General features: G+C 69.9%; 24 protein-coding genes. 16 read left to right on the forward strand and 8 right to left on the reverse strand.

All coding sequences use genetic code 11. From position 1 onward, the window contains the following. Window positions 1-7: 7 nt before the first annotated feature. From AB0B86_RS11840 to AB0B86_RS11870, 7 genes are all read left to right on the forward strand, one after another. Window positions 8-544 carry a DUF4240 domain-containing protein gene (locus AB0B86_RS11840; RefSeq protein WP_357410536.1) on the forward strand — a complete coding sequence of 179 codons (537 nt, stop codon included), beginning with the start codon at window positions 8-10 and terminating at the stop codon, window positions 542-544. A gap of 116 nt (window positions 545-660) precedes the next feature. Continuing rightward, window positions 661-2538, forward strand: coding sequence for a translation elongation factor 4 (gene lepA / locus AB0B86_RS11845; protein ID WP_357410538.1), 1878 nt, complete (start codon window positions 661-663; stop codon window positions 2536-2538). Between the two features lie 497 nt (window positions 2539-3035). Next, window positions 3036-3320, forward strand: coding sequence for a GlsB/YeaQ/YmgE family stress response membrane protein (locus AB0B86_RS11850; RefSeq protein WP_357410540.1), 285 nt, complete (start codon window positions 3036-3038; stop codon window positions 3318-3320). Window positions 3321-3846: 526 nt separating this feature from the next. After that, a complete protein-coding gene (locus tag AB0B86_RS11855; protein WP_357410542.1) occupies window positions 3847-4131 on the forward strand; it encodes a GlsB/YeaQ/YmgE family stress response membrane protein in 285 nt (94 codons plus the stop codon). Between the two features lie 248 nt (window positions 4132-4379). Further along, window positions 4380-5666 carry a sugar ABC transporter substrate-binding protein gene (locus AB0B86_RS11860; protein ID WP_357410544.1) on the forward strand — a complete coding sequence of 429 codons (1287 nt, stop codon included), beginning with the start codon at window positions 4380-4382 and terminating at the stop codon, window positions 5664-5666. Next, complete coding sequence (locus AB0B86_RS11865; protein WP_357410546.1) at window positions 5663-6649, forward strand: sugar ABC transporter permease; 987 nt, start codon at window positions 5663-5665, stop codon at window positions 6647-6649. Before AB0B86_RS11860 ends, AB0B86_RS11865 begins: the two co-directional genes overlap by 4 nt. Then, on the forward strand, window positions 6646-7476 hold the full coding sequence (locus AB0B86_RS11870; RefSeq protein ID WP_357410548.1) for a carbohydrate ABC transporter permease: 831 nt from the start codon (window positions 6646-6648) through the stop codon (window positions 7474-7476). Before AB0B86_RS11865 ends, AB0B86_RS11870 begins: the two co-directional genes overlap by 4 nt. A 23-nt stretch (window positions 7477-7499) precedes the next feature. Here the strand turns inward: AB0B86_RS11870 and AB0B86_RS11875 are convergent, their stop codons facing one another. From AB0B86_RS11875 to AB0B86_RS11885, 3 genes are read right to left on the reverse strand one after another with little or no spacing between them, the layout of a single operon-like run. Continuing rightward, complete coding sequence (locus AB0B86_RS11875; RefSeq protein ID WP_357410550.1) at window positions 7500-8282, reverse strand: MerR family transcriptional regulator; 783 nt, start codon at window positions 8280-8282, stop codon at window positions 7500-7502. A 45-nt stretch (window positions 8283-8327) separates the two neighbouring features. Next, window positions 8328-9089 carry an ABC transporter permease gene (locus AB0B86_RS11880; RefSeq protein ID WP_357410552.1) on the reverse strand — a complete coding sequence of 254 codons (762 nt, stop codon included), beginning with the start codon at window positions 9087-9089 and terminating at the stop codon, window positions 8328-8330. Continuing rightward, complete coding sequence (locus AB0B86_RS11885) at window positions 9086-9880, reverse strand: ATP-binding cassette domain-containing protein (RefSeq protein ID WP_357417709.1); 795 nt, start codon at window positions 9878-9880, stop codon at window positions 9086-9088. Before AB0B86_RS11885 ends, AB0B86_RS11880 begins: the two co-directional genes overlap by 4 nt. A gap of 72 nt (window positions 9881-9952) precedes the next feature. On the opposite strand from AB0B86_RS11885, the gene AB0B86_RS11890 reads away from it, so the two are divergent. From AB0B86_RS11890 to AB0B86_RS11915, 6 genes are all read left to right on the forward strand, one after another. After that, a complete protein-coding gene (locus AB0B86_RS11890) occupies window positions 9953-10591 on the forward strand; it encodes an MOSC domain-containing protein (RefSeq protein WP_357410556.1) in 639 nt (212 codons plus the stop codon). Window positions 10592-10667: 76 nt separating this feature from the next. Further along, on the forward strand, window positions 10668-11264 hold the full coding sequence (locus AB0B86_RS11895; RefSeq protein ID WP_357410701.1) for a helix-turn-helix domain-containing protein: 597 nt from the start codon (window positions 10668-10670) through the stop codon (window positions 11262-11264). Further along, the gene (locus AB0B86_RS11900; RefSeq protein ID WP_357410558.1) at window positions 11264-11635 is read left to right on the forward strand and encodes a hypothetical protein; all 372 of its coding nucleotides are present in this window, start codon (window positions 11264-11266) and stop codon (window positions 11633-11635) included. Before AB0B86_RS11895 ends, AB0B86_RS11900 begins: the two co-directional genes overlap by 1 nt. Then, window positions 11632-12555, forward strand: coding sequence for an ATP-binding cassette domain-containing protein (locus AB0B86_RS11905; protein WP_357410560.1), 924 nt, complete (start codon window positions 11632-11634; stop codon window positions 12553-12555). The genes AB0B86_RS11900 and AB0B86_RS11905 overlap by 4 nt, the downstream gene beginning before the upstream one ends. Continuing rightward, complete coding sequence (locus tag AB0B86_RS11910; RefSeq protein WP_357410563.1) at window positions 12555-13352, forward strand: ABC transporter permease; 798 nt, start codon at window positions 12555-12557, stop codon at window positions 13350-13352. The genes AB0B86_RS11905 and AB0B86_RS11910 overlap by 1 nt, the downstream gene beginning before the upstream one ends. Window positions 13353-13504: 152 nt before the next feature. Continuing rightward, window positions 13505-14701 carry a low temperature requirement protein A gene (locus tag AB0B86_RS11915; RefSeq protein WP_357410565.1) on the forward strand — a complete coding sequence of 399 codons (1197 nt, stop codon included), beginning with the start codon at window positions 13505-13507 and terminating at the stop codon, window positions 14699-14701. Between the two features lie 26 nt (window positions 14702-14727). On the opposite strand, the gene AB0B86_RS11920 is transcribed toward AB0B86_RS11915, so the two are convergent. The 3 genes from AB0B86_RS11920 to AB0B86_RS11930 form a co-directional block, all read right to left on the reverse strand. Beyond that, entirely contained in the window at window positions 14728-15930 is a 1203-nt protein-coding gene (locus tag AB0B86_RS11920) for a low temperature requirement protein A (RefSeq protein WP_357410567.1), read from the reverse strand. Window positions 15931-16094: 164 nt separating this feature from the next. Continuing rightward, the gene (locus AB0B86_RS11925) at window positions 16095-16997 is read right to left on the reverse strand and encodes a phytanoyl-CoA dioxygenase family protein (protein ID WP_091409805.1); all 903 of its coding nucleotides are present in this window, start codon (window positions 16995-16997) and stop codon (window positions 16095-16097) included. Window positions 16998-17220: 223 nt separating this feature from the next. Continuing rightward, window positions 17221-18081, reverse strand: a complete 861-nt coding sequence (locus AB0B86_RS11930) for a hypothetical protein (protein ID WP_357410569.1) — start codon at window positions 18079-18081, stop codon at window positions 17221-17223. A gap of 403 nt (window positions 18082-18484) precedes the next feature. Here AB0B86_RS11930 and AB0B86_RS11935 point away from each other — a divergent pair, with 403 nt between their 5' ends. Next, on the forward strand, window positions 18485-19249 hold the full coding sequence (locus tag AB0B86_RS11935; protein WP_357410571.1) for an SDR family NAD(P)-dependent oxidoreductase: 765 nt from the start codon (window positions 18485-18487) through the stop codon (window positions 19247-19249). A gap of 60 nt (window positions 19250-19309) precedes the next feature. Here AB0B86_RS11935 and AB0B86_RS11940 read toward each other — a convergent pair whose 3' ends face one another. Then, entirely contained in the window at window positions 19310-20119 is an 810-nt protein-coding gene (locus AB0B86_RS11940) for an enoyl-CoA hydratase-related protein (RefSeq protein WP_357410573.1), read from the reverse strand. Window positions 20120-20138: 19 nt separating this feature from the next. Here AB0B86_RS11940 and hemW point away from each other — a divergent pair, with 19 nt between their 5' ends. Then, window positions 20139-21362 carry a radical SAM family heme chaperone HemW gene (gene hemW, locus AB0B86_RS11945; RefSeq protein ID WP_357417931.1) on the forward strand — a complete coding sequence of 408 codons (1224 nt, stop codon included), beginning with the start codon at window positions 20139-20141 and terminating at the stop codon, window positions 21360-21362. A gap of 65 nt (window positions 21363-21427) precedes the next feature. Here hemW and AB0B86_RS11950 read toward each other — a convergent pair whose 3' ends face one another. Next, window positions 21428-22069, reverse strand: coding sequence for a DUF4870 domain-containing protein (locus tag AB0B86_RS11950; protein WP_357417715.1), 642 nt, complete (start codon window positions 22067-22069; stop codon window positions 21428-21430). A 166-nt stretch (window positions 22070-22235) separates the two neighbouring features. Between AB0B86_RS11950 and hrcA the strand changes: the two genes are divergently transcribed. Further along, complete coding sequence (gene hrcA, locus AB0B86_RS11955) at window positions 22236-23258, forward strand: heat-inducible transcriptional repressor HrcA (RefSeq protein ID WP_357410577.1); 1023 nt, start codon at window positions 22236-22238, stop codon at window positions 23256-23258. Window positions 23259-23302 lie beyond the last annotated feature (44 nt).

The following is a 23302-nucleotide window of genomic DNA, read 5'->3' on the forward strand; positions in this document are numbered from 1 at the left end:
CCAAGCCATGAGGACCGAGGACTTCTGGCAGCTGATCGACGAGGCGCGGGCCGGGGGCGGGGGAGAGCCCGGGCCGGTCGCCGCGCGGGCCGTCGCCCTGCTCGCCGAGCGCGACCCGGAGGACATCATCGGGTACGCGCGGCACCAGTCGCGGGTGCTGGCCGCCTCGCACAAGGCGGATCTGTGGGGTGCGGCGTACCTGATCAACGGGGGTGCCTCGGCCGACGGTTTCGAGTACTTCCGGGGCTGGTTGATGACCCAGGGGCGGGCGGTCTTCGCCCGCGCGGTCGCCGAACCGGACTCGCTTGCCGAGTTGCCCCAGGTGCGGGCGGCCTCGCTCAGCGGCGAGGAGTTCTCCGCCGAGCAGATGCTCTCGGTGCCCTGGGACGCGTACCGGAAGGCCACCGCCAGCGAACTGCCGGCGGACCGCGACCCGGTGCGGACGCCGGACCTCAACGACTTCTGGGACTTCGACGACGAGGAGGAGGCCCGCCGACGACTGCCCCGGCTGGCCGCGCTGTTCGTCGAGCCGCCGATGGAATGACGGGGCCTCGGGCCGATCCATCGCCCGCGCAGCGGGCGTACCCCGGCGGCGTGGGAACATAGAGGGGGTCGGCGGCGCGCCGGCCTGTTCACGTCAGCCGACCAGAACGGACCGCTGTGCCACCGAAGCTCGATCCCGGCGCGAACGCCCCTGGTGCCACCGACCCCGGTCGCATCCGGAACTTCGGCATCATCGCCCACATCGACCACGGGAAGTCGACCCTGGCCGACCGGATGCTGCAGCTCACCGGTGTGGTCGACCCCCGGCAGATGCGCGCCCAGTACCTGGACCGGATGGACATCGAGCGCGAGCGCGGCATCACCATCAAGAGCCAGGCCGTTCGCATGCCGTGGACCATCCGCGAGGGTGAGCGGGCCGGCGAGCACGCGGTCCTCAACATGATCGACACCCCGGGGCACGTCGACTTCACCTACGAGGTGTCCCGGTCGCTGGCCGCCTGCGAGGGCGCCGTGCTGCTCGTCGACGCCGCGCAGGGCATCGAGGCGCAGACCCTGGCCAACCTCTACCTGGCCCTCGAGAACGACCTGCGGATCATCCCGGTGCTCAACAAGATCGACCTGCCGGCCGCGCAGCCGGAGAAGTACGCCGAGGAACTGGCCCACCTGATCGGTGGCGACCCCGCCGACTGCATCCGGGTCTCCGGCAAGACCGGCGAGGGCGTACCGCACCTGCTCGACGAGATCGTCAGGCAGTTCATCCCGCCGGTCGGCGACGCCGAGGCGCCCGCCCGGGCGATGATCTTCGACTCGGTGTACGACGTCTACCGCGGCGTCGTCACCTACGTCCGGGTCATCGACGGCCGGATCAGCGCCCGCGAGCGGATCAAGATGATGTCCACCGGGGCCGTGCACGAGCTGCTGGAGATCGGCGTCATCTCGCCCGAGATGGTCAAGGCCGAGGCGCTCGGCGTCGGCGAGGTCGGCTACCTGATCACCGGTGTGAAGGACGTCCGGCAGTCCCGGGTCGGTGACACGGTCACCATCAACAGCCGGCCGGCGGGCGAGGCGTTGGGTGGCTACAAGGACCCGAAGCCGATGGTCTACTCCGGGCTCTACCCGATCGACGGGTCCGACTACCCCAACCTGCGTGAGGCGCTGGACAAGCTCAAGCTCAACGACGCCGCCCTGGACTACGAGCCGGAGACGTCCGGCGCGCTCGGGTTCGGCTTCCGCTGCGGCTTCCTCGGCCTGCTCCACCTGGAGATCATCCGGGAGCGGCTGGAGCGCGAGTACAACCTCGACCTGATCTCCACCGCGCCGAACGTCGTCTACCGGGCGATCACGGACGACGGCGCGGAGATCGTGGTGACCAACCCGAGCGAGTACCCCACCGGCAAGATCGCCGAGGTGTACGAGCCGGTGGTCCGGGCGACGGTGCTGACGCCGAACGACTACGTGGGCGCCGTGATGGAGCTCTGCCAGGGCCGACGCGGCACCCTGCTCGGCATGGACTACCTGTCCGCCGACCGGGTGGAGTTGCGCTACACGCTGCCCCTCGCGGAGATCATCTACGACTTCTTCGACCAGTTGAAGAGCCGCACCAAGGGCTACGCCTCGCTGGACTACGAGCCCTCCGGCGAGCAGGCGTCCGACCTGGTGAAGGTGGACATCCTGCTGCACGGCGAGCCGGTGGACGCGTTCAGCGCCATCGTGCACAAGGACAAGGCGTACAACTACGGCGTCACCATCGCCGCGAAGCTGCGTACCCTCATCCCCCGCCAGCAGTTCGAGGTGCCCATCCAGGCGGCCATCGGCAGCCGGGTCATCGCCCGCGAGACCATCCGGGCGATCCGCAAGGACGTGCTCGCCAAGTGCTACGGCGGTGACATCAGCCGCAAGCGCAAGCTGCTGGAGAAGCAGAAGGAAGGCAAGAAGCGGATGAAGATGGTCGGCCGGGTCGAGGTCCCGCAGGAGGCCTTCATCGCCGCCCTCTCCTCCGACTCCGGCGACGGCAAGGCCGCCGGAAAGAAGTAGCCCGGACGTCCGGCCCCGCGGTCAAGATCCGCGCAGGTTCGGGGAAGTGTCGCCTGGAGTCAGGTTGAGGCGGCAGTTTCCCCCGAGGTTGCGCGGATCTTGCGTGTCCGCCCTGGCTCGCGTTCGCGTGGCGTGCGTCTGCGGTGGTCCGCGCCTGCCGTGGCTCGCGTCTGCGTGGTCCGCCCTGCGCTGGTCTGACTGTGCTGACCTTCCCCGTTCATGCGGTCTGGCAGACCGTCGTAGGGGCCAGCGGGGGCGGGGTCACCGAGGCGTGACGGAAAAATTTTCTGGGCCGCCGCGAGGGCGGTCGGGCCCGACGAGATGGGCTCCTACCTGTGTGGACGCGCCCGCGCGCCAACCGACGCACCCGTCGGAAATTGACGTCTGACTGTGCCGTTGGCGGTGAGTCGGTTTGGACTTTCGGCCGCTCGGGCACTTAGCGGTCACGACAGGAAGCACACATCGTGTGTCGGACATTCTTTAGAAGGAGGGCGACCGTGGAGTTCACCGTGTGGGGCATCATCACTGCGATCGTTGTTGGTCTCATCGTCGGCGCGCTCGGCCGTCTGGTCGTCCCGGGCCGGCAGAACATGCCGATCTGGCTGCACCTGCTGATCGGTATCGGCGCGGCCCTGCTGGGCACGGTGCTGGCGCGGGCCATCGGCATCGCGACCGAGACGAGCGGTATCGACTGGGGCGAGCTGCTGGTCCAGGTCGTGGTTGCTGCGATCGCGGTCGCCCTGGTGGCCGGCGTGGGTGGCCGCCGCCGAGTGACCCGGTAACACCGAACAGCAGAACTCGTACCACAGCTACACAGTCGATGGGCGCCCGGCCGACAGGCCAGGCGCCCATCGGCGTTCTCGCACCTGCGGCGGCCCTCACCGCGCCGACCAGGCGTTCCGACGCCCGGGTTGGCGTTTTCGGCGCCCCGGACCGCTGTGATCCACTCCGTTTCCCTGGAAGCGGGCTGACCTGCTGGGTCGGTTGCCGCGACGGCGTGGCAGCGCGGCGCTGTGGCGGGGCGGCGGTCTGGTGGAAGGGCGGCCCGGGGCGCGGCGGTCTGGCAGCGCAGCGGCGGCGTGGCGATCCGCCGGCCTGGTGGGACGGCGGCGTGGCGGCCCGGCGGGCGGCGGCGGGGCGGCCTGCCGCGGTTCGGGTACGAGGGCGTCCGGTGGAACCTGCCCTTGTCGGCCAAGACGTGATCGTTTGGTGGCTGAAGTCGGTTTGGATTTTCGGTGGGGCGGGCACTTAGCGGTCACGACAGGAAGCACACATCGCGTGTGTCAGACATTTTGAAGGAGGGTGGCCGTGGAGCTCACCGTGTGGGGCATCATCACTGCGATCGTTGTTGGTCTCATCGTCGGCGCGCTCGGCCGCCTGGTCGTCCCGGGCCGGCAGAACATGCCGATCTGGCTGCACCTGCTGATCGGTATCGGCGCGGCCCTGCTGGGCACGGTGCTGGCGCGGGCCATCGGCATCGCGACCGAGACGAGCGGTATCGACTGGGCCGAGTTGCTGGTCCAGGTCGTGGTTGCCGCGATCGCGGTCGCGCTTGTGGCCGGGGTGGGTCGCCGCCGCAGCCTCACCCGATAACGACCTGGCATCACCTGGCGAGGCAGCAACACCGTAGGACAGCACTACCGAAGGAGCGCCCGGCCGAGAGCCGGGCGCTTTTTCGTGCCATCTGCCCAACTTCGCCCCGAGGTCAGAGCGCCGTTCGTCGGGCCGTTGCGATACCGTCGCCAGACTTTGGTCAATCCTGCCCACTGTCGTAAAGGAATTCTTCGTACTAGGGTGCGGCGGAGAAGGTTAGTTCCATGCGGCGTGAGGGGAGAAGTGGCGTGAACAGGTGGAAGCGGCTGGCCCCGGTCACCGCCGTGGTGGCCTCGGCCGCGATGGTGCTGACCGGCTGTGGAGGCTCCGACGACAAGGCGGGCGACGACAGCAAACTCACGGTCTGGATGATGGGCGAGGGCGGCGACGCGCAGAACAAGTTCCTCGACGGCGTCGAGACCGAGTTCCGCCAGAAGCACCCCGACACCGATGTGGTCGTGCAGTACATCCCCTGGTTGGAGGCGCCCAAGAAGTTCCAGGCCGCGCTCGCCGGCGGTGAGGGACCGGACATCACCGAGCTGGGCAACACCGAGACCCAGGGGTGGGCCGCGCAGGAGGCGCTCGCCGACGTCAGTGCCCGGATGGGCGGCTGGGCCGACGGCAAGGACCTGCTGCCCGACCTGGTGCGCAACGCGCAGCTCGACGGCAAGCAGTACGGCGTGCCCTGGTACGCGGGTGTGCGTGCGATCTACTACCGCACCGACTGGTTCGCCGAGGCCGGTGTGCAGCCGCCGAAGACCTGGGACGACCTGGTCACCGTGGCCAAGGCCGTGCAGGCGAAGAAGAAGGGCACCTACGGCATCGCCCTGCCGGGCAACTCCGAGCTGCCGTTCTACTCCTTCCTCTGGGGTGCCGGCGGCGAGATCGCCAGCAACCAGGGCGGCACCTGGAAGTCCGGCTACACCACGCCGGAGGCGCAGCGGGCCGTCAAGTTCTGGACCGACCTGGTGACCGTGCACAAGGTCGCCCCGCCGGCGGCGGCGGGCTGGAACGAGATCGACGCGCGCACGCAGTTCGCCACCGGCAAGGCCGCGATGGCGTTCGCCGGCAGTTGGCAGCAGGCCGCCATCAAGAAGGACAACCCCGAGATCGAGAAGGTCTGGGGTACGTTCCCGATCCCCGGCCCGGACGGCAAGGCCGCACCCGGGTTCGCCGGCGGCTCGGACGTGGCGATCTGGAAGGACAGTGAGCGCCAGGATCTGGCCTGGGACTACCTGACAGTGCTGCTGAACAAGAAGAACTCGCAGAGCTTCGCGAGCAGCCTCGGCTTCTTCCCGGTCTACCAGGACCTGGTGGCCGGTGACACGTACGCCAACGACAAGGTGATGGCGGCGTTCGCCACCACCATGCAGAACACCAAGCTCACGCCGCTCACCCCGAAGTGGGTGGAGGTCAGCCGGACGAAGACGGTGACCCAGGCGATGAACAGCTCGGTCATGAAGGGTCAGAAGACGGTCGAGAAGGCTACCGCCGATGCGGCCGGTGAGATGGAAAGCATCCTCAACGCCAAGTGACCACGCTGACCGAGGTGCCGGAGACGGCCGCCGCGCGGGAGACCCCCGCGCGGCGGCGTCGCCGGGTGGACCGCCTGCCCTACCTGCTGCTCCTGCCCGCACTGGTGATCATCGGGGTGTTGCTGCTCTGGCCGCTCGGCCAGGTGGTGGTGATGTCCTTCTACCGGCTCGACAGCGTCCGGCAGTTGCGCGGCGACCGGGAGTGGCCGTGGGTGGGGCTGGGCAACTACGCCGACATCCTCTCCGACCCGTTCTTCCTGACCGTGCTGCGCAACACGGTGCTGTTCGCCGCGGCCAACGTGCTACTCACGATGGTGCTCGGCACGCTCGTCGGGCTGCTGCTCAACCGGCTCGGCCGCAAGATGGCGACCTTTGTGGCCAGTTGCGTGATGCTCGCCTGGGCCACGCCCGCGCTGACCGGCACCATCGTCTGGAAATGGATCTTCGACGACACGAGCGGCCTGGTCACGTGGATGTTCAACGCGCTGCCCGACGGGCTCTCCAACAGCCTGTTCGGTCGTAGCGACTGGACCGGCTACGGCTGGTTCAACTCGCCACTGCTCTTCTTCGCCATCCTCACCCTGGTGGTGGTCTGGCACTCGTTCCCGTTCATCGCGGTGAGCGTGCTGGCCGGCCTCAAGAGCGTGCCGAGCGAGCTGCACGAGGCGGCCCGGGTGGACGGTGCCAGCCCTTGGCGGGTCTTCTGGAAGATCACCTTCCCGTTGCTGCGCCCGGTCTTCGGGATCCTGATCGTGCTCTCCACCATCTGGGACTTCAAGGTGTTCACCCAGCAGTTCGTCCTGGCCGGCGGCACCCAGGACCGACCGACGTTCATGCTCGCCATCTACTCGTACGCCGAGGCCTTCTCCCCGCCGCCGAAGTACGGACTCGGTGCGGCCATCGCGGTGATCCTCACGCTGATCCTGCTCGTGGTGACCGGCTTCTACGTACGGATGGTGCTCAGGCAGGAGGACGAGTCGTGAAGAAGGTAGCCCTCAACGCCGCCGGGCTGCTTGTCGCGCTCTTCGCGGCGTTCCCGGTCTACTGGATGATCTCGACCTCGCTGAAGCCGAGCAACGAGATCTTCTCGGCCACCCCGCAGCCGGTGCCGACCCACCCGACGCTTGCGCACTACCGGGAGATCCTGACCGGCAACCTGATCCCCGGTGTGACTTTCTTCGACTTCTTCCTCAACAGCGCGCTTGTCGCGGTCTCCACAGTGGTGCTCAGCGGCCTTGTCGCGTTGCTGGCCGCGACAGCTGTGGCGCGGTTCCGCTTCCGGCTGCGGACCAGCTTCCTGATCATGCTGCTGGTGGTGCAGATGATCCCGCTGGAGGCGTTGGTCATCCCGCTCTTCCTGATGATCCAGCGGCTGGGGCTCTACAACACCCTGCCCAGCCTGATCCTGACGTACCTCGGCTTCTCGCTGCCGTTCGCGGTCTGGATGCTGCGCGGTTTCGTCGCCGCGGTGCCCAAGGAGTTGGAGGAGGCGGCGGCGATCGACGGCGCCAGTCGGGCCCAGATCTTCCGCCGCGTCCTGTTTCCGCTTGTCGCGCCCGGCCTGGTTGCCACAAGCATCTTCTCCTTCATCACCGCGTGGAACGAGCTGATCTTCGCGTTGACGTTCATCAACGACCAGGGCAGCTACACCCTGCCGGTGGCGATGACGTTCTTCTTCGGCCGCGACGACACCAACTGGGGGCCGGTGATGGCCGCGTCCACCCTGTTCACCCTGCCGGTCATCATCTTCTTCCTGCTGGTGCAGCGACGGATGGTCTCCGGCCTGGTGGCCGGCGCCGTCAAGGGCTGACGGGCCGGACCGACGCCCGACGGTCAGGCGGAGGGCGGCTCCGCCAGCCGCTCCATCCGGTTCCAACCGGACCAGCCGCGCTCGCGCATCAGCTCCCGCAGCCGCCGCACCCGCGGGTCGGACTCGACGGCCAGCGCGTCGATCAGGTCGTGCGGGAGATCGTCGTCGACCACCTCGGCGTGCAGGACCTCGCCGGCGGCGTACGCCTGCTCTGCCAAGCAGGCCATGATGTCGGCGGCCTCGGCCAGGCGCGGGTCGTCGGCCTCGTCGCCGTCGAAGATCTCCGAGAGCACCCGGTAGAGCCGGACGACCTGCGGATCGTCGAGGTGGGCGATCTTGCCGGGCATCCACTCGACGATGCGGTCGGGCCAGCGCGCCGCGACCAGGATCCACCCGTCGCGTTCGGCCTCCACCATCCGCTGGGACGCCCCAATGGCCCGGAGCCGGTCGAGATAGGCGGTGACCTCCGGTGGGAGCGCCAGGGCGTCCCCGGCGGCGAGCTGCGCGATGTGTCGGCGGCTGGTCTGGAGCCGTTCGATCTCGTCGCGCAGCTGGTTGTCGATGGTCCGGATGGCGTCGGCAAAGGCTGGCGCGTCGGCTTCGAGCATCCGACTGATCTGCGACAGCGGCACACCGGCGTCGGCGAGGGTGCGGATCTTGATGAGGGACACGACCGCGGTCGCGCCGTACCGCCGGTAGCCGGAAGCGTCCCGCTCCGGCTCCGGCAGCAGGCCGATCTGGTGATAGTGCCGCACCGCCCGCACCGTGACGCCGGCGTACGCCGCGAGTTGGCCGATCGTCAGCATGCTCTGATCCTGCCCGCAGTTGGTTCAGCCCTGGCCGTCACCGGTTCAGGAGATCTTGCGACGGTAGGTGACGTTGGCGAACAGGTAGGCGACGACGAGGATGCCGACGCACCAGGCGAGGGCGATCCAGATGTCCGTACCGACCGGCTGTTGGCTGAACAGGTCCCGGATCGCGTTGACGATGGAGGTCACCGGCTGGTGCTCGGCGAAGGCACGCACCGGGCCGGGCATCGACTCGGTGGGCACGAATGCGGAGCTGACGAACGGCAGGAAGATGAGCGGATAGGAGAAGGCGCTCGCGCCGTCCAGGGTCTTCGCGGTGAGACCGGGGATCACGGCGATCCAGGTCAGGGCCAGGGTGAACAGGACCAGGATGCCGGCGACCGCGAGCCACTGCGACACGCCCGCGCCCGTCCGGAAGCCCATGATCAGGGCGACGCCGACGACGACGACGATCGAGATCAGGTTGGCGACCAGCGAGGTCAGGACGTGCGCCCACAGCACGGATGAGCGGGCGATCGGCATGGACTGGAACCGTTCGAAGATGCCGCCCTTCGTGTCCAGGAAGAGGCGGAAGGCGGTGTAGGAGATTCCCGAGGCGATCGTGATGATCAGGATGCCGGGCAGCAGGTACTTCACGTACGAGTCGGTCCCGGTCTCGATCGCGCCGCCGAAGACGTACACGAACAGCAGCATGAAGGCGATCGGCATGATCGCGGTGGTGATGATGGTGTCCGGGCTGCGGGCGATGTGGCGCAGCGAGCGTCCCAGGAGAACAGCGGTGTCGCCGACGAAATGCCTGTTCATCGTTCTTCCTTGTTGGTTCGGGAGCCGACGAGGGTCAGGAAGACGTCCTCCAGGCTCGGCTGCTTCTCGACGTACTCGATCTTCGCGGGTGGGAGGAGCTGCTTGAGCTCGTCGAGGGTGCCGTTCACGATGATCCGGCCCTCGTGCAGGATCGCGATCCGGTCGGCCAGGTGCTCCGCCTCGTCGAGGTACTGAGTGGTGAGCAGAACGGTCGTACCCCCCTTGACCAGTTCCTTGACGGCATGCCACACCTCGATGCGTGCCTCCGGGTCCAGCCCGGTCGTCGGCTCGTCAAGGAAGATCACCGGCGGGTTGCCGATGAGGCTCATCGCGATGTCCAGCCGGCGGCGCATGCCGCCGGAGTACGTCGCCACCCTCCGGGTGCCCGCTTCGGTCAGCGAGAAGCGCTTCAGCAGGGCGTCCGCGATGGCGCCCGGGTCCTTGAGGTGCCTGAGCCGGGCGACCAGGACGAGGTTCTCCCGTCCGCTGAGGATCTCGTCGACCGCCGCGAACTGCCCGGTGAGACTGATCGACTCGCGCACCTCGGCGGCCTGTGCCGCGACGTCGAAGCCGTTGACCCGGGCGGTTCCCGCGTCGGCCTTGAGCAGCGTGGCCAGGATCTTCACCACAGTGGTCTTGCCGGCTCCGTTGGAGCCGAGCAGGGCGAAGACGGTGCCGCGCGCCACGTCGATGTCCACACCGCGCAGCACCTTCAGTTGCTTGAACGATTTCTCCAGCCCCTGCACGTGTATCACGGCCTGCTGGACCTGATCGGTTGGCGGGATGTTCATGGCCGCCAGCATGGAGGGTTGACGCAGCGTCAAGGTCAAGCCGGAGCCGCGAATTCACCTAGGCTGTCCGTCATGACGGGCAGGGTGGCAGCGGTGAACCTCGGCATCGTGACCGAGGCGGAGTGGGCCGGCGACGCGAGCGGGCGCAGCGGCATCGACAAGCGACCGGTGGACGCGCCGGTGCTGTTCCGCGTCGACGGGGTGGTCGGCGACTTCATCGGCGAGCGCGCCCACCACGGCGGCGAGGACCAGGCGGTCTACGCCTACGCGGAGGAGGACGCCGCCTGGTGGTCTACCGAGCTGGGGCGCGGCATCGGGCCCGGCGGCTTCGGCGAGAACCTCACCACCTACGCGGTGGACCTGACCGGCGCGGTGATCGGTGAGCAGTGGCAGGTCGGGTCGGCAGTGCTTCAGGTGACCAAGCCGCGAACGCCGTGCACCACCTTCGCCGGCTTCTGGGGAGTACCGGATCTGATCAAGCGGTTCACCGTCCGGGCGTTACCCGGGGCCTACCTGCGGGTGCTTCGCGAGGGGGAGGTCGGCCCGGGTGACCCGGTCGAGGTGGTGGACCGGCCCGCGCACGGGGTGACAATCGGTGAGGTGTTCCGGGCCACCAGCCTGGAACCGGAGCTGCTGCCCCGCCTGCTGGAGGCACCCGACCTGCCGGAGTCGATCCGGGACAAGGTCCGCCGCCGTCTCACCGCCCGTTAGCCGCCGTCGAAGGCGCCGAGCGCCCAGGCGGCGCTATCATTCTCATTATCGAGAGTGATATCGTTCGGTCGTGGAGATGTCGAGAGAGCGCTGGGCGGACCTGGCGCTGCATCCGGTGCGGATCCGGATCCTGCGTGCGGTCGCGGGCACGCGCCTGACCACACAGGGGCTGCTCGAGCTGCTGCCCGATGTCCCGCAGGCCACGATGTACCGGCACCTGGCGATCCTGGTCAAGGCAGGGCTGGTCGAGGTGGTCGATGAGCGCAGGGTGCGCGGCGCCGTCGAGCGGGTGTACGCGTTGCCCGCGCACGGCGCGACGCTCGACCCGGCGGCCCTGGCCACGGCCACCCGGGAAGACCACGCGCGTTACTTCACGGCGTTCATGTCGAGTCTGCTGTCGGAGTTCTCCCGCTATCTCACCCGGGAGCGGGTCGACTTCACCGCCGACGGTGTGGGCTATCAGCAACTCGTGCTGCACCTGACCGACGCCGAACTGGGCGAGTTCGCCGCCGGTTTCAACGCACTTGTGGGCCCGCTGCTCGGCAACCAGCCCGGCGGTGGACGGACACCGCGACTGTTGGCGACAGTCCTGCTGCCCACCGATCCGTCGACGGCCGACAGGCGCGCACCGGCACCGACTGACGACTCCGACACGACGAAAGGGGATGACTGATGGCATCGGTCATGGTGACCAACGATGTGATCGACATTCGGTTCACCGGATGGGAGCGGGTCTGGGTCGGGCGGGAGCAGTTCGCACTGCCCCTCACCGCGGTGCGGCAGATCGCCCTGGTGGACAACCCGCTCCGTCTGGCCCGTGGCGCCCGCCGGGGATACGTGGTGTCCGGCTTCGCCAAGATCGGAGTGTGGGGCCTGTACGGCGGTCCTCGGCAGCTCGTGGCAGTCCGCCGGGCGGAACCAGGGCTGCACCTCGTTCTGGACCGGGCTGCGGCAGGCGGTGAGTTCGACGAGGTAGTGCTCTCCGGTCCGGCCGCGCCAGGTCTCGTGGAGACGATCACGCGTGCCATGGCGGCCCGCGCGTGACCGGCGACCACCTCGCGATCGAGGTGTCGTGCCTGACGAAACGCTACGGTGACGTCACCGCCGTGCATGATCTGAGCTTTGTCGTGCAACCCGGCGTGGTCACCGGATTCCTCGGCCCGAACGGCTCCGGCAAGACCACCACGATGCGCATGATGACGGGGCTGGTGTCGCCGACCAGTGGCACCGCCACGATCGGCGGCCTGCCGTACGGCCGACTTGCCCGGCCGTCGCGCACTGTCGGGGCCGTGTTCGACGCCAACGCGTTCCATCCTGGACACACCGCCCGTGAGCACCTGCGCGTCTACGCAGCGATGGGCGGACATCCGGACAGCCGGGTCACCGCCCTGCTCGACCTGCTCGGCCTCGCCGAGGCCGCACACCGTCGTACCCGAGGATTCTCCACTGGCATGCGGCAGCGGCTCAACCTCGCCACGGCGTTGCTCGGCGACCCCCGCGTCCTGCTGCTGGACGAGCCCGGCAACGGTCTGGACCCGGAAGGCGTGTCGTGGCTGCGCGGCTTTCTGCGTCAGCTCGCCGACGAGGGCCGCACCGTGCTGATCTCCAGCCACGCGCTCGGCGAGATCCAGCAGCTCGTGGATGACGTAGTGGTGATCCGGCGTGGCGAACTCGTCGCCGCCGGACCCTGTTCCCGGCTCGCCGGCCCGCCAGCTGTGCTGGTCACCTCACCCGACGCGGACGCGCTCGCTGCCGTTCTGACGGCCGACCCGGTCAACGGCGGCGGCACGGCACCGCACGTCGAAGCCGCCGGGCCCGACCGGCTGCGGGTACGAGGGCTGGACGCGCCGAGCGTCGCCGACCTCGCCGTCGCCCACCACCTTCGGGTGCACGAGCTGGTCGTCGAGACCACCAGCCTCGAAGAACTCTTCCTCCACCTCACCACGGACAAGGCGGTCACCTGATGAACCACCTGATCAGGGCGGAGTTCCGCCGGCTGCTGGCCACCCGGATGTGGGGCGGCCTGCTGATCGCCGCCGCTGTGCTGGGCGGGGGCATGTTCGGGGCCATGGCGCTGGCGGGGCCGGAGAACTTCGACCCACCGATGCCCGGTCTGGACACCGAGGCCGGCCTCCGCGCGATCCTCGGCATTCTCGGTTACACCGCGTTCGTGCCGGCCGCCGCCGGGGCCCTGGCTGTCACCTCCGAGTACCGACACCACACCGCCGCGGTCACCTTTCTCTTCGCTCCGCGCCGTGGGCGGGTGCTCACCGCCAAACTCGCCACCTACGCGGTCGTCGGTCTCGCGTACGGGCTCGTCCTCGCGGGCACGGCCGCGGTGGCGTTGTTCGCTGTCGCCGCCGCCCGCGACGTCTCACTCGGTCTGCCCGCCACCACGGTGCTGGCACTGCTCGGCCGCATCGCCGTCGCGATGGTGGTCTACCTGCTCCTCGGGGCCGGGATGGGCGCCCTCATCCACCACCAGATCGCGGCGCTGTGCGTCGTGATCGGCTATCTGTACGTGGGGGAGCCGGTGCTGATGATGATCCCGGGCGTCAACACGCTCTACCCGATCCTGCCCGGCGGAGCCACCGCCGCGCTCACCGATTTCACCTACGTGGCCGATGCCATCTCCGCGGAACTCGGCAGCGGTGCGGTCCACCTGCTTCCACCGGTGGCCGGCGCTCTCCTGCTCACCGCGTACGCGGTGGCCGCCTCGGTGATCGCCGTGCTGCTGCCCCTGCGTCGGGATGTCACCTGACCGGCCGAGGACGCGCGGCCGGTCGCCCTGCCGAGGCGACACGCCGACGTTGGGCGGCCGGTGGCCGGTAAGAACCGGATGACGGGGCTGGGCGCCAGCCGTTGCCCGTATCGTCCCCCTTGGGGCATGCGGTGGAGGCCGGGTGAAGCGCGATGTCGATGGCAACGGACGGCGGCGCCACGGCAGCGGCGTCCGCAGATTCGGACCTGGAGCGTCCGGCGTTCCTGGAACTCTTCTTCGACCTCGTCTACGTCTTCGCGCTGGTCACCTTGGCGACCATGCTGGCCGGCGACCTGACCTGGACCGGCGTCGTCAAGGTGCTGGTGCTGCTGTTCGCGTTCACGATGATCTGGGCGCTGACCGTGTGGACGGCGGACACCATCGACCTGACCAGTGCTTCCGGGCAGGGGCATCTCATCTGGGTGGCGGCGGCCAGCCTGCTGTTGGCGGCGGTCGCGGCCGACGCGTACGGAGATCGCGCGTTGCTCTTCGCGATCACCTTCGTGATCATCCCCCTGAGCACCACCGCCTACTACGCCGTCGTCGTCTCGAAGGGCCGGCCCCTGCGGCGTTCGACGATCCGGATCCAGACCTGGAAGTCCGTCACCGCTGTCGGCTGGATCGGTGGGGCGCTCGTGGGCGGCTCGGGCCAGTTGCCGATCTGGGCGACCGCTGTCGTCGTGGAGTACGTCGGGGCGGTGTGCGGCTGGCCGCTGCCCCGGATCGGCCGCTCGCGACCGGGGGACTGGCGGCTGATCCACGCGCGGGTGGCCGAGCGCTACCGGCAGTTCGTCATCATCGCGCTCGGGGTGTCGATCTTCGTGACCGGGACGACCTTCAGCAGGAGCGACTACACGCTGGTGAGGGCAGCGGCGTTGCTCGTGGTGTTCAGCACTGTGGTGCTGATGTGGCGGATCTACATCTACCGCGCCGGTGAGCTGCTGACCGACGCGATCGCCCGGTCGACAGACCCGGCGTTGCTCACCCAGTCCGCCGCGGCCACCCATCTGATCATGGTGGCCGGCATCGCCGGCGCGGCGGTCACCAGCGACCTCGTGGTGGGGCGCCCGTTGGGCGAGACCCCGCCGTCGTGGGCCGCGGTCATCCTCGGCAGCCCCGCGTTGTTCCTGCTCGGCCGGGGCCTCCTCGATTTCACCGTGTTCGGACGCATCTCGCGGTCCCGGCTGGCCGGCGTGGTGCTGCTCGCGTGCCTGGCGCCGACCACGCCCGTGCTGCCGCCGGTCATGGTCGCTCTGCTCGCCATGAGCGTGCTGGCCCTGATCGCCGTGGCGAACCTGGTGAGCACCCGACGGCACGCCCGTACGCCAGCGCCGCCGATGCTCGGGTGAGACCCCGCGCGGCGGCGGGGCGACCCTCATCGGGCCGGCGCGGTGGCCTCGACCAGCCCGCGACGTGCGCCCAGCGCTTCCCCGGCCAGGGTGAGCAGCAGGACCAGGTTCGCCACCACCAGGACGGTCAACGGCGGTAGCCGGAACACGCCGGGCGCGACGAGCGCGCACAGCAGCACGGCCGCCAGCAGCACGATCGCCAGCACCCGGGACCAGAGAATCCGGGCCGTCACCACGGCGTCGAACAGCACGCTGCCGAGCAGGAACAGCGCCGGCCCGCCGAGGATGGCAACCATGACATCCACCGGCGTGTGACCGGACGGCCGAGCGATGACCATCGAGGTGCCGGTCGAGACCAACACCACCCCGGCCACCATCACCAGATGGGTGTACGAGGTGGAGGTGCCGGAGCGGACCCGCTCCACAGTCGTGACCCTGGGTCGGGCCAGGATCCGCTGGACGCGCTGGAAGTAGAGCTGGAACAGCAGGACCGCGCTGACGAACGCCACAGCGCTGGCGGTCATCTGACCGACGGTGAACCCGCTGCCGGCCAGCCCCATGCCGGTGCTCAGGATCAACTCACCGAGCGCGACGATGAAGATCGCCCGGTGCCGCTCGGAGAGGTGCACCCCGGTGAAGATCTGGCTGGCGAGTTCGGTGCGCCCCAGCCCCGGTGTCGGCCAGCCGAACCGTGCCGAGCCGAGGTCGACCGCCACCGCGAGCGACCAGAGCACCAGCCGAGCCGTCTCGTCCACGAACACCCCGGCCACCCAGGGCGCCACTGTGACACCGAACCAGAAGAAGACCCGGATGCTCCGGGCCTGGATCCGACGATTGACCCGGGTGCCGGGGATCAGGACGGCGTCCCGGACCAGGTGGATGCCGAAGTACGCGGCGACGAAGAGCCACCCGTACCTGCCGAAGGCGTGCGGCGTGGCGATCGCCATCAGCAGCGTGCCGAGCATGACCAGCAGGACGGTCGCCTGGATGATCGGCAGTCGGGGGTTGAACAGGTCGGTGAGCCACGCCGTGAGCACCCAGACCCACCACGCGGCCAGCAGCAGGACGGCGGTCTGCGCCGCGTTCCGGACGGTGAGGCTCTCGCCCAGGCTGGCCGAGAGCCGGGAGAGCAGGAAGATGTAGACCAGGTCGAAGAAGAGTTCCAGGAAGGTCGGATATTCCGGCTCGCCGCGACGGCGGAGGATCCGGGGGAGCGGAGCGGACGTCACTGCGGCTGCCTCCTGTGCCACCCCCGCGCCCCGGCCAGGCGCTACGCCCCGGCTCTGCCTACCCGTCACGCTACCGACAGCGCGGCGCCTGGTGGCCCGGAAGCGCGCATACGAAAACGGCCCCCCGCCAACGGTGGCGGGGGGCCGTTCTCAGACGCGGGTGATCAGCGGAGCCAGGGGATGTTACGGTCCAGCAGGCCGCGCTCCTTGAGCTCCTTGCGCAGCGGGATCTCGTCGTCGACGTACCCGTCCCAGTTGATGCCCCAGTAGTTGGCGGTGTGGGTGCCCTCACCGATGAGCTGACGCTGCACCGGGGTGCGGTTGCGGTACCACTCGCCGTTCACGTCGGGGTGCAGTTCGTCGAGCGGACGGATCCACCGGTAGGTGTAGCCGACGAAGAGCATCTTGCGGGTGATCGTCGACAGGTTCGTCGAGCGGGAGTGCCACTGCCGGCGGTCGAAGATGAACGCGTCGCCCGGGTTGGCGGTGATCTCTACAGTGCCCTCAGGGTCGGGGTTCTGCACGGTGAGGTCCGCCGGCCGGGGCAGCGAGTTCTTCAGGTGGCTGCCCGGAATGACCTTGGTGGCGCCGCGGCCGGTCTCGGAGAGGTCCGAGAGCACGTACGCGACCTTCAGCGAGAACATCGGCCGGGGCAGGTTCGGGTCCATGGTCTCCGGGTCGGAGTTCTGCCGGTACCCGTCCTGGTGCCAACCCCAGTACGGCTTCTCCGGCTCGGCGGCCGGCGGGGTGACGTCCAGGTGGTTGTGGTGGGTGTAGATGTTCCAGCCGGCCAGCCCCCACATGTACGGGAAGGCGATCGGGTGGGTGAGTAGCTCGCCGAACAGCTCGTCGCGCTCCAGGAAGCCCAGCAGGTGCAGGGTGCCGTCCTTCTTGGTGGTGCCCTTGGCCTGCTCCTCCGCGTAGACGCGGTCGACAGCCGCCTCCAGCGCCGCCCGGTGGTCCTCCGTCAGGACGTTGCGCAGCAGGAGGAAGCCCTGCTCGTGGAACTCCTTGCGGTCAGTGTCGCTGATCGGTTCGTAACCGGTCCGGTCGCCGTAATCGAACACCGCGTCGTACCCCTCCCCATGAGGTGAAACCTTTTCTGGCACAGGCCGCCGATCGTAACGCGGTGGCCAAGGCGCCGGGGAGGCCGCGTTGCGGGAGTGGACCCCGGCTGGAACCCCGTGCAGCGGGAGGGTTGCGCAAAGTGAGATATTCGTGATCGAGGACGAAGTTTGAGGGTTTTTGTCCGATTGTGCGGTGACTGCCGGTTAAGAGATCCAGGGCCGGTCAGCCCTCGTTGAACACCTCGGCCACCACCTGGCCGGCGGAGTTCTGCCGGCCGTCCACCCGACCCCAGGTGCCGCCCCGGGCGGTCCACTCCAGGTCGCCGAACTGCACCCGCTTCACCCCGTGATCCTGGGCGTGCGAGACCAGCCAGTGCGCGTACCGCCAGCCGTCGCGCTGGTCGCCCGGAGTCACCGTCAGCCCGGTCGGATCGTTCGGGTCGAGGCCCTTCAAGCCCCAGTCCAGCCCCAGGTTGCGGGTGAGCTGCGCGGTGGCCGCCGCCCCCTGCATCACCGGGGTACGCCCCACCGTGCAGGCGACCGCGCCGGTGGCGTCGCCCATCAGTGCCCGGCTGAGCACCTCGGAGTTGTCGGCCCACTTCTGGTAGGCCTCCGGAAAGGCCGAGCGCTGCACCCGCTGGGCGGCGTCGGTGACGCGCATCTTCTCCCAGCCGCGGACCTTCTTGAGCGCCGCGTAGAACCGGTTGGCCGCGTAGCGCGGGTCGCGGATCTGTGCCGAGGTGCCCCAGCCCTGACTCGGCCGCTGCTGGAACAGGCCGACCGAGTCGCGGTCGCCGTCGGCGAGGTTGCGCAGCCCCGACTCCTGGTACGCCGTGGCCAGCGCGACCACCACGGCCCGTTCGGGCATGCCGCGTTGGGCGCCGATCGCCGCGATGGTCGCCGCGTTTGCCATCTGGTCGGCGTCCAGGGCGACCCGGCCGTCGGCCTGCACCGTGCACTTGCGTGCCGCCAGCGGCAGTTGTAGGCCACCCCCGACCTGCCGTGCGACGAGCCAGATCGCGATCACGGCGACGAGGATGAGGACCACTCCACCCGCAACGGCTGCCCGAGTTCGCACCCACACCCCCAGATCGACAAGTCTGCCAAGCGTACGTCTCCGTCGCGCCCATCGGGCCGTCCGCGCGGGTTCGGGGTCGGCTCGGCGGCTCCGTCCCGGTTCGGGGTCGGCTCCGCCGACGCGTTCCGATCGAGGCATTCCCGCTGCGGGCGCGCTCTCACCTGCCCGGATAGCCCGCCCGCCCACCCCGGCTCAACGACAATCCGCAGTAGGTGGTGCCGGGGTTGCCGCCGCCCGGGAGGCGTTGCCCCGGGCGGTCGGGCCGCTGCCTGTCGGGTGGGTCGCCGCCCCGACCGCACGGGAAGTGATTGACCGGTCAAGGAGTTGTCACGGTTGACATGTCAATCGCTGGCCCGCCCGGTGGTTCGCGAAGCCGACCGGACCGGGCCACGGAGCGAGGAGGAATGCCATGGGAACGCTCGACGGCAAGGTTGTGCTCATCACCGGCACCGGCGGCGGCCTGGGGCGCGTCGCGGCGCAGATCTTCGCCAGGGAAGGCGCGAAGGTCGTCGGGGCCGACATCCAGGTCGCCGGCAACGACGAGACTGTCGAACTCGTTCGTGGCGCCGGCGGTGAGATGACCGGCATCGCGCCTGTCGACCTCACCGATCCGGAACAGGTGCGGACGTTCGTCGAGGACGCCGCAACGGTCTACGGCGGGCTCGACGTGGTCTACAACAACGCCGCCGCCCTGCGCTTCGGCCCGATGCCGGACTTCTCCGTGGCGGACTGGCGCTACACCATCACCGGTGAACTGGACATGCCGTACTTCGTGTCGAAGTTCGCCTGGCCACATCTGGTTCAGCGGGGCGGCGGCGTCATCATCAACGCTGCCTCCATGGCTGGCATGATCGCCGGTCACGTACCCCCGATGGTGGGTCACACCGCCGCCAACGCCGGCGTGATCGGCCTGACGCGACAGCTTGCGCTCGAAGGCGCACCCCACGGGATCCGCGTGGTGGCGGTCAGCCCGGGGCCGATCATCAGCCCGGCAAGCGAGCGCGACCTGGGCGACAACCAGGCGGCTCGGGACGCGATCACCGGCAAGACGCTGCTCAAGCGGTTCGCTCAACCCGAGGAGGTCGCCGAACTTGTGGTGTTCCTGGCCTCCGACCGGGCGTCGTACATCACCGGAGCGAACTACCCGGTCGACGGCGGCGCGACCGCCTGGTGACCCGACCGAACGGACGCGGGGGCGCCGCGGCTCACCGGCGGCGTCCCGGCGGTCCCCGTCCTACCCGGCATGATCAGCAGAACCACCGCCCAGAGCGGCCACCCATCGAGTCGGTCGTTTGTCGCGGAAGGCCATGACCCCCTCGCGTCCCTCCTCGGAGAGGAAGTAGCCGGTCGACAGGGCGGACAGCCGGGCCAGGTCGGCGCGCAGCTCGGCGGTGCCCGGTCGGCGCAGCAGCTCCTTCGCGCCGGCCAGGGCACCCGGGGCGCCGCGCACCAGCGAGTCGCAGTAGCGCCGCACCGCGTCGTCCAGCCCGTCCGCCGGCACGCTGGCCGTGACCAGGCCGATCTCGGCGGCTCGCCGACCGTCGAAGGTGTCCCCGGTCAGGTACAGCTCGGCGGCGGCGCGCGGGTGCAGCCGGGGCAGCACGGTCGCCGAGATCACCGCCGGGATCACCCCGATCCGCACCTCGGTGAACGCGAACGTCGCCTCGTCGGCGCAGACCGCCAGGTCGGCGGCGGCGATCAGGCCGAGCCCGCCGGCCCGGGCCGGCCCGCCCACCCGGGCCAGCACCGGCTTCGGGCACTCCCAGAGCGCCGCGAGCACGTCACCGAGCATCCCGGCGGGCACTGTGCCGCTGGCGTACGCCGCTGCCGTCTCCTTCAGGTCCGCGCCCGAGCAGAAGACCGGGCCGGTGTGGTCGAGCACGATCACCCGGACCGTCTCGTCGGCGACCGCGTCACCCAGCCCGGCCAGCAGCTGGGTCATCAGGCCGGTGGAGAGCGCGTTGCGGTTGTGCGGGCTGTCCAGGGTGAGGGTGGTCACCCCACGGGCCGTGGCGACCCGCACGAGGACGTCGGGAGAGGTCATGCCGGGCACACTAGTGGCCATGCCCGGCCTCCTTCCAGATGGTGAGACCGTCCCCGTCGACGGATCGCTGCCCGCCACCGCCACCACGGCGGTCGGCGCGCGCGGCTTCGGCGTGTACGTGCACGTGCCGTTCTGCGCCAGCCGCTGCGGCTACTGCGACTTCAACACCTACACGGCCGCCGAGCTGGGCGGCGGTGCCAGCCGCGACGGGTACGCCGACACCGTGCTGGCCGAGCTGGCCCTCGCGGCCCGGGTGCTGGGCGACAGCCCGCCGCCCCGGGTCGACACCGTCTTCGTCGGCGGCGGCACCCCCACCCTGCTCCCCGCCGACGACCTGGCCCGCATCCTCGACGGCATCGACAGCACCTGGGGGCTGGCCGCCGACGCCGAGGTCACCACCGAGGCCAACCCCGAGTCGGTCACCCCGGAATCGTTGAAGCTGCTGCGGGCCGCCGGCTACACCCGGATATCGCTGGGCATGCAGTCCGCCTCCCCGGGGGTGCTGGCGATCCTGGACCGCAAACACAGCGCCGGCCGGGCCACCGCCGCCGCCCTGGAGGCACGCGACGCCGGGTTCGAGCACGTCAACCTGGACCTGATCTACGGCACCCCGGGGGAGCGGGCCGAGGACTTCGCCGCCTCGCTGGAGCAGGTGGTGGCCGCGGGGGTGGACCACGTCAGCGCGTACGCCCTGATCGTCGAGGACGGCACCCGGCTCGCCGCCCGGATGAAGCGCGGCGAGCTGGCGTACCCCAGTGACGACGTGGCGGCGGACCGCTACCTGGCCGCCGAGGCCGCCCTCGACGCGGCCGGGCTCTCCTGGTACGAGGTCTCCAACTGGGCCCGCACCGACGACGCCCGCTGCCGGCACAACCTGCTCTACTGGAGCGGCGCGGACTGGTGGGGGCTCGGGCCGGGCGCGCACAGCCACGTCGGCGGGGTGCGCTGGTGGAACGTCAAACACCCCTCGGCGTACGCCAAGCGGTTGGCCGCTGGTGCGTCTCCCGGCCTGGCCCGGGAGGTGCTCACTGTCGACGAGGCGCACATGGAGGACGTGATGCTGCGGCTGCGGCTCGCCAGTGGCCTGCCGCTGGCGGTGCTCGACGCCGCCGGCCGGGCCGGCGCCGAGCGGGCGCTCGCCGACGGTCTGCTGGCCGCCGACGAGTACGCGGCCGGTCGGGCAGTGCTCACCCTGCGCGGGCGGCTGCTCGCCGACGCGGTAGTGCGCGACCTGCTGCCCTGAGCCAGCCCCGCCGCCCCGGAGCGGGGCAGCGGGGCACCGACCGGCCGGGGGAGCGGCCGGCCGGGTCACTTGATGAAGTTGACCGACATCGGGTAGCGGTAGAGCTGGCCCTCGTTGGCCTTGATGCCGGCGACGATGCCGAACACGGTGCCGAGGATGACGGCCGCTCCGACCCCGAGGAAGCCGATCAGGATGCAGGACAGCACCCAGCCGACCAGGCCGACGATCGACCAGAGGAGCTGGAAGTTGAGCGCCGCCGTAGCGTGCGAGCGCGTCGTGGGGGACTGGTTGCCCCGCGCCAGCAACGCCACAAGCGGGCCGATCCAGCCCAGCACCCCGGCGCTGAGGATCATCCCGGCGGCACCGCCGAAGTGCGCGACGAGCGCCCAGGTCTTGTCCTCGTTGCTGGCGAAACCGCCGCCGGGGCCGCCGTAGGCGCCGCCGGTCGGATATCCGCCACCCGGGTAGCCACCGGGCGGGTAGCCCCCGGGCGGTGGGTAGCCACCTGCCGGTGGGTAGCCGCCCGACGGCGGTTGGTCACCGGCAGGCGGCGGATAGCCACCGGCCGGGGGATAGCCGCCCGGGCCAGGCGCCCCGGACAGTGGTGCGGTGGGTGGCTCGGCCGACGGGTACGAGCCGGGAGAGGTCGGCTCGGGCGGGTAGTTACCAGGGTCACCCGCGCCGGGAGGGCGAGGAGGTTCAGTCATGCGTGTCACGGTAGGTGCCCGTGGCAACGCCGCACCAGTGGACGTTCGTTGATCATCGCGCCGGCGGGTACACCGACGTAGACTGGCACTCGTTACAGTCGAGTGCCAGGACGGCCCGACCGGGGCCACGGCACCGGCGGCCGACGTGCGACAGGAGGTGCGGAGGATGGGTCTCGACGACCGGAAACTCGCAGTGCTCCGCGCGATCGTCGAAGACTACGTCTCCACCCAGGAGCCGGTCGGCAGCAAGGCGCTTGTCGAGCGGCACCAGCTCGGGGTCTCCCCGGCCACGGTCCGCAACGACATGGCCGTGCTGGAGGAGGAGGGCTACATCCGGCAGCCGCACACAAGTGCCGGCCGGGTGCCCACCGACCGCGGCTACCGACTCTTCGTCGACAGGTTGTCCCGGGTCAAGCCGCTCAGCCCGGCGGAACGCCGGGCCATCGAGCGCTTCCTGGTCGGCGCTGTCGACCTCGACGACGTGGTGCACCGCACGGTGCGACTGCTCGCCCAGCTGACCCGGCAGGTGGCCGTCGTGCAGTACCCGAGCCTGGCCCGCTCCTCGGTGCGGCACCTGGAGTTGGTGCCGATCTCCACCACCCGGCTGATGCTCGTCATGATCGCGGACACCGGGCGGGTCGAGCAACGACTTGTGGAGCTGCCCGCTCCGGTGCCGGCCGACGACGTCATCGACCTGCGCCGGCTGGCAAACGAAAAGCTCGCCGGCGCGCGGCTGTCCGACACGCCGCCGTTGGTGCAGGCGCTCGTCGAGGAGGTGCCGGCCGAGTTGCGTCCGGCGATGACCACGCTCTCCACGGTGCTCCTGGAGACGCTCGTCGAGCGGCACGAGGAACGCATCGCGCTGGCCGGCACCGCGAACCTCACCCGCGGCGGCCTGCTCGACTTCCAGGGTTCGCTGCGTCCGATCCTGGAGGCGCTGGAAGAGGAGGTGGTGCTCCTCAAGCTCATCGGCGAGACCGAGCCGAGCACGACCCGGGTGCTGATCGGCGACGAGAACGAGTTCGACAACCTGCGGGCCGCCTCGGTGGTCAGCACCGGGTACGGCCCGGGCGCCACGATCGTCGGTGGCCTGGGGGTGCTGGGGCCGACCCGGATGGACTACCCCGGCACCATCGCCACGGTGCGCGCCGTGGCACGCTACGTGGGCGAGTTGCTGGCCCAGAACTGACCAGTCAGGGCCGACGGCCGGCTGATCGCCGCCGGATCGGCGCA

Origin of the sequence: Micromonospora sp. NPDC049047 (assembly GCF_040649135.1) — a bacterium.
Taxonomy (GTDB): Bacteria; Actinomycetota; Actinomycetes; order Mycobacteriales; family Micromonosporaceae; genus Micromonospora.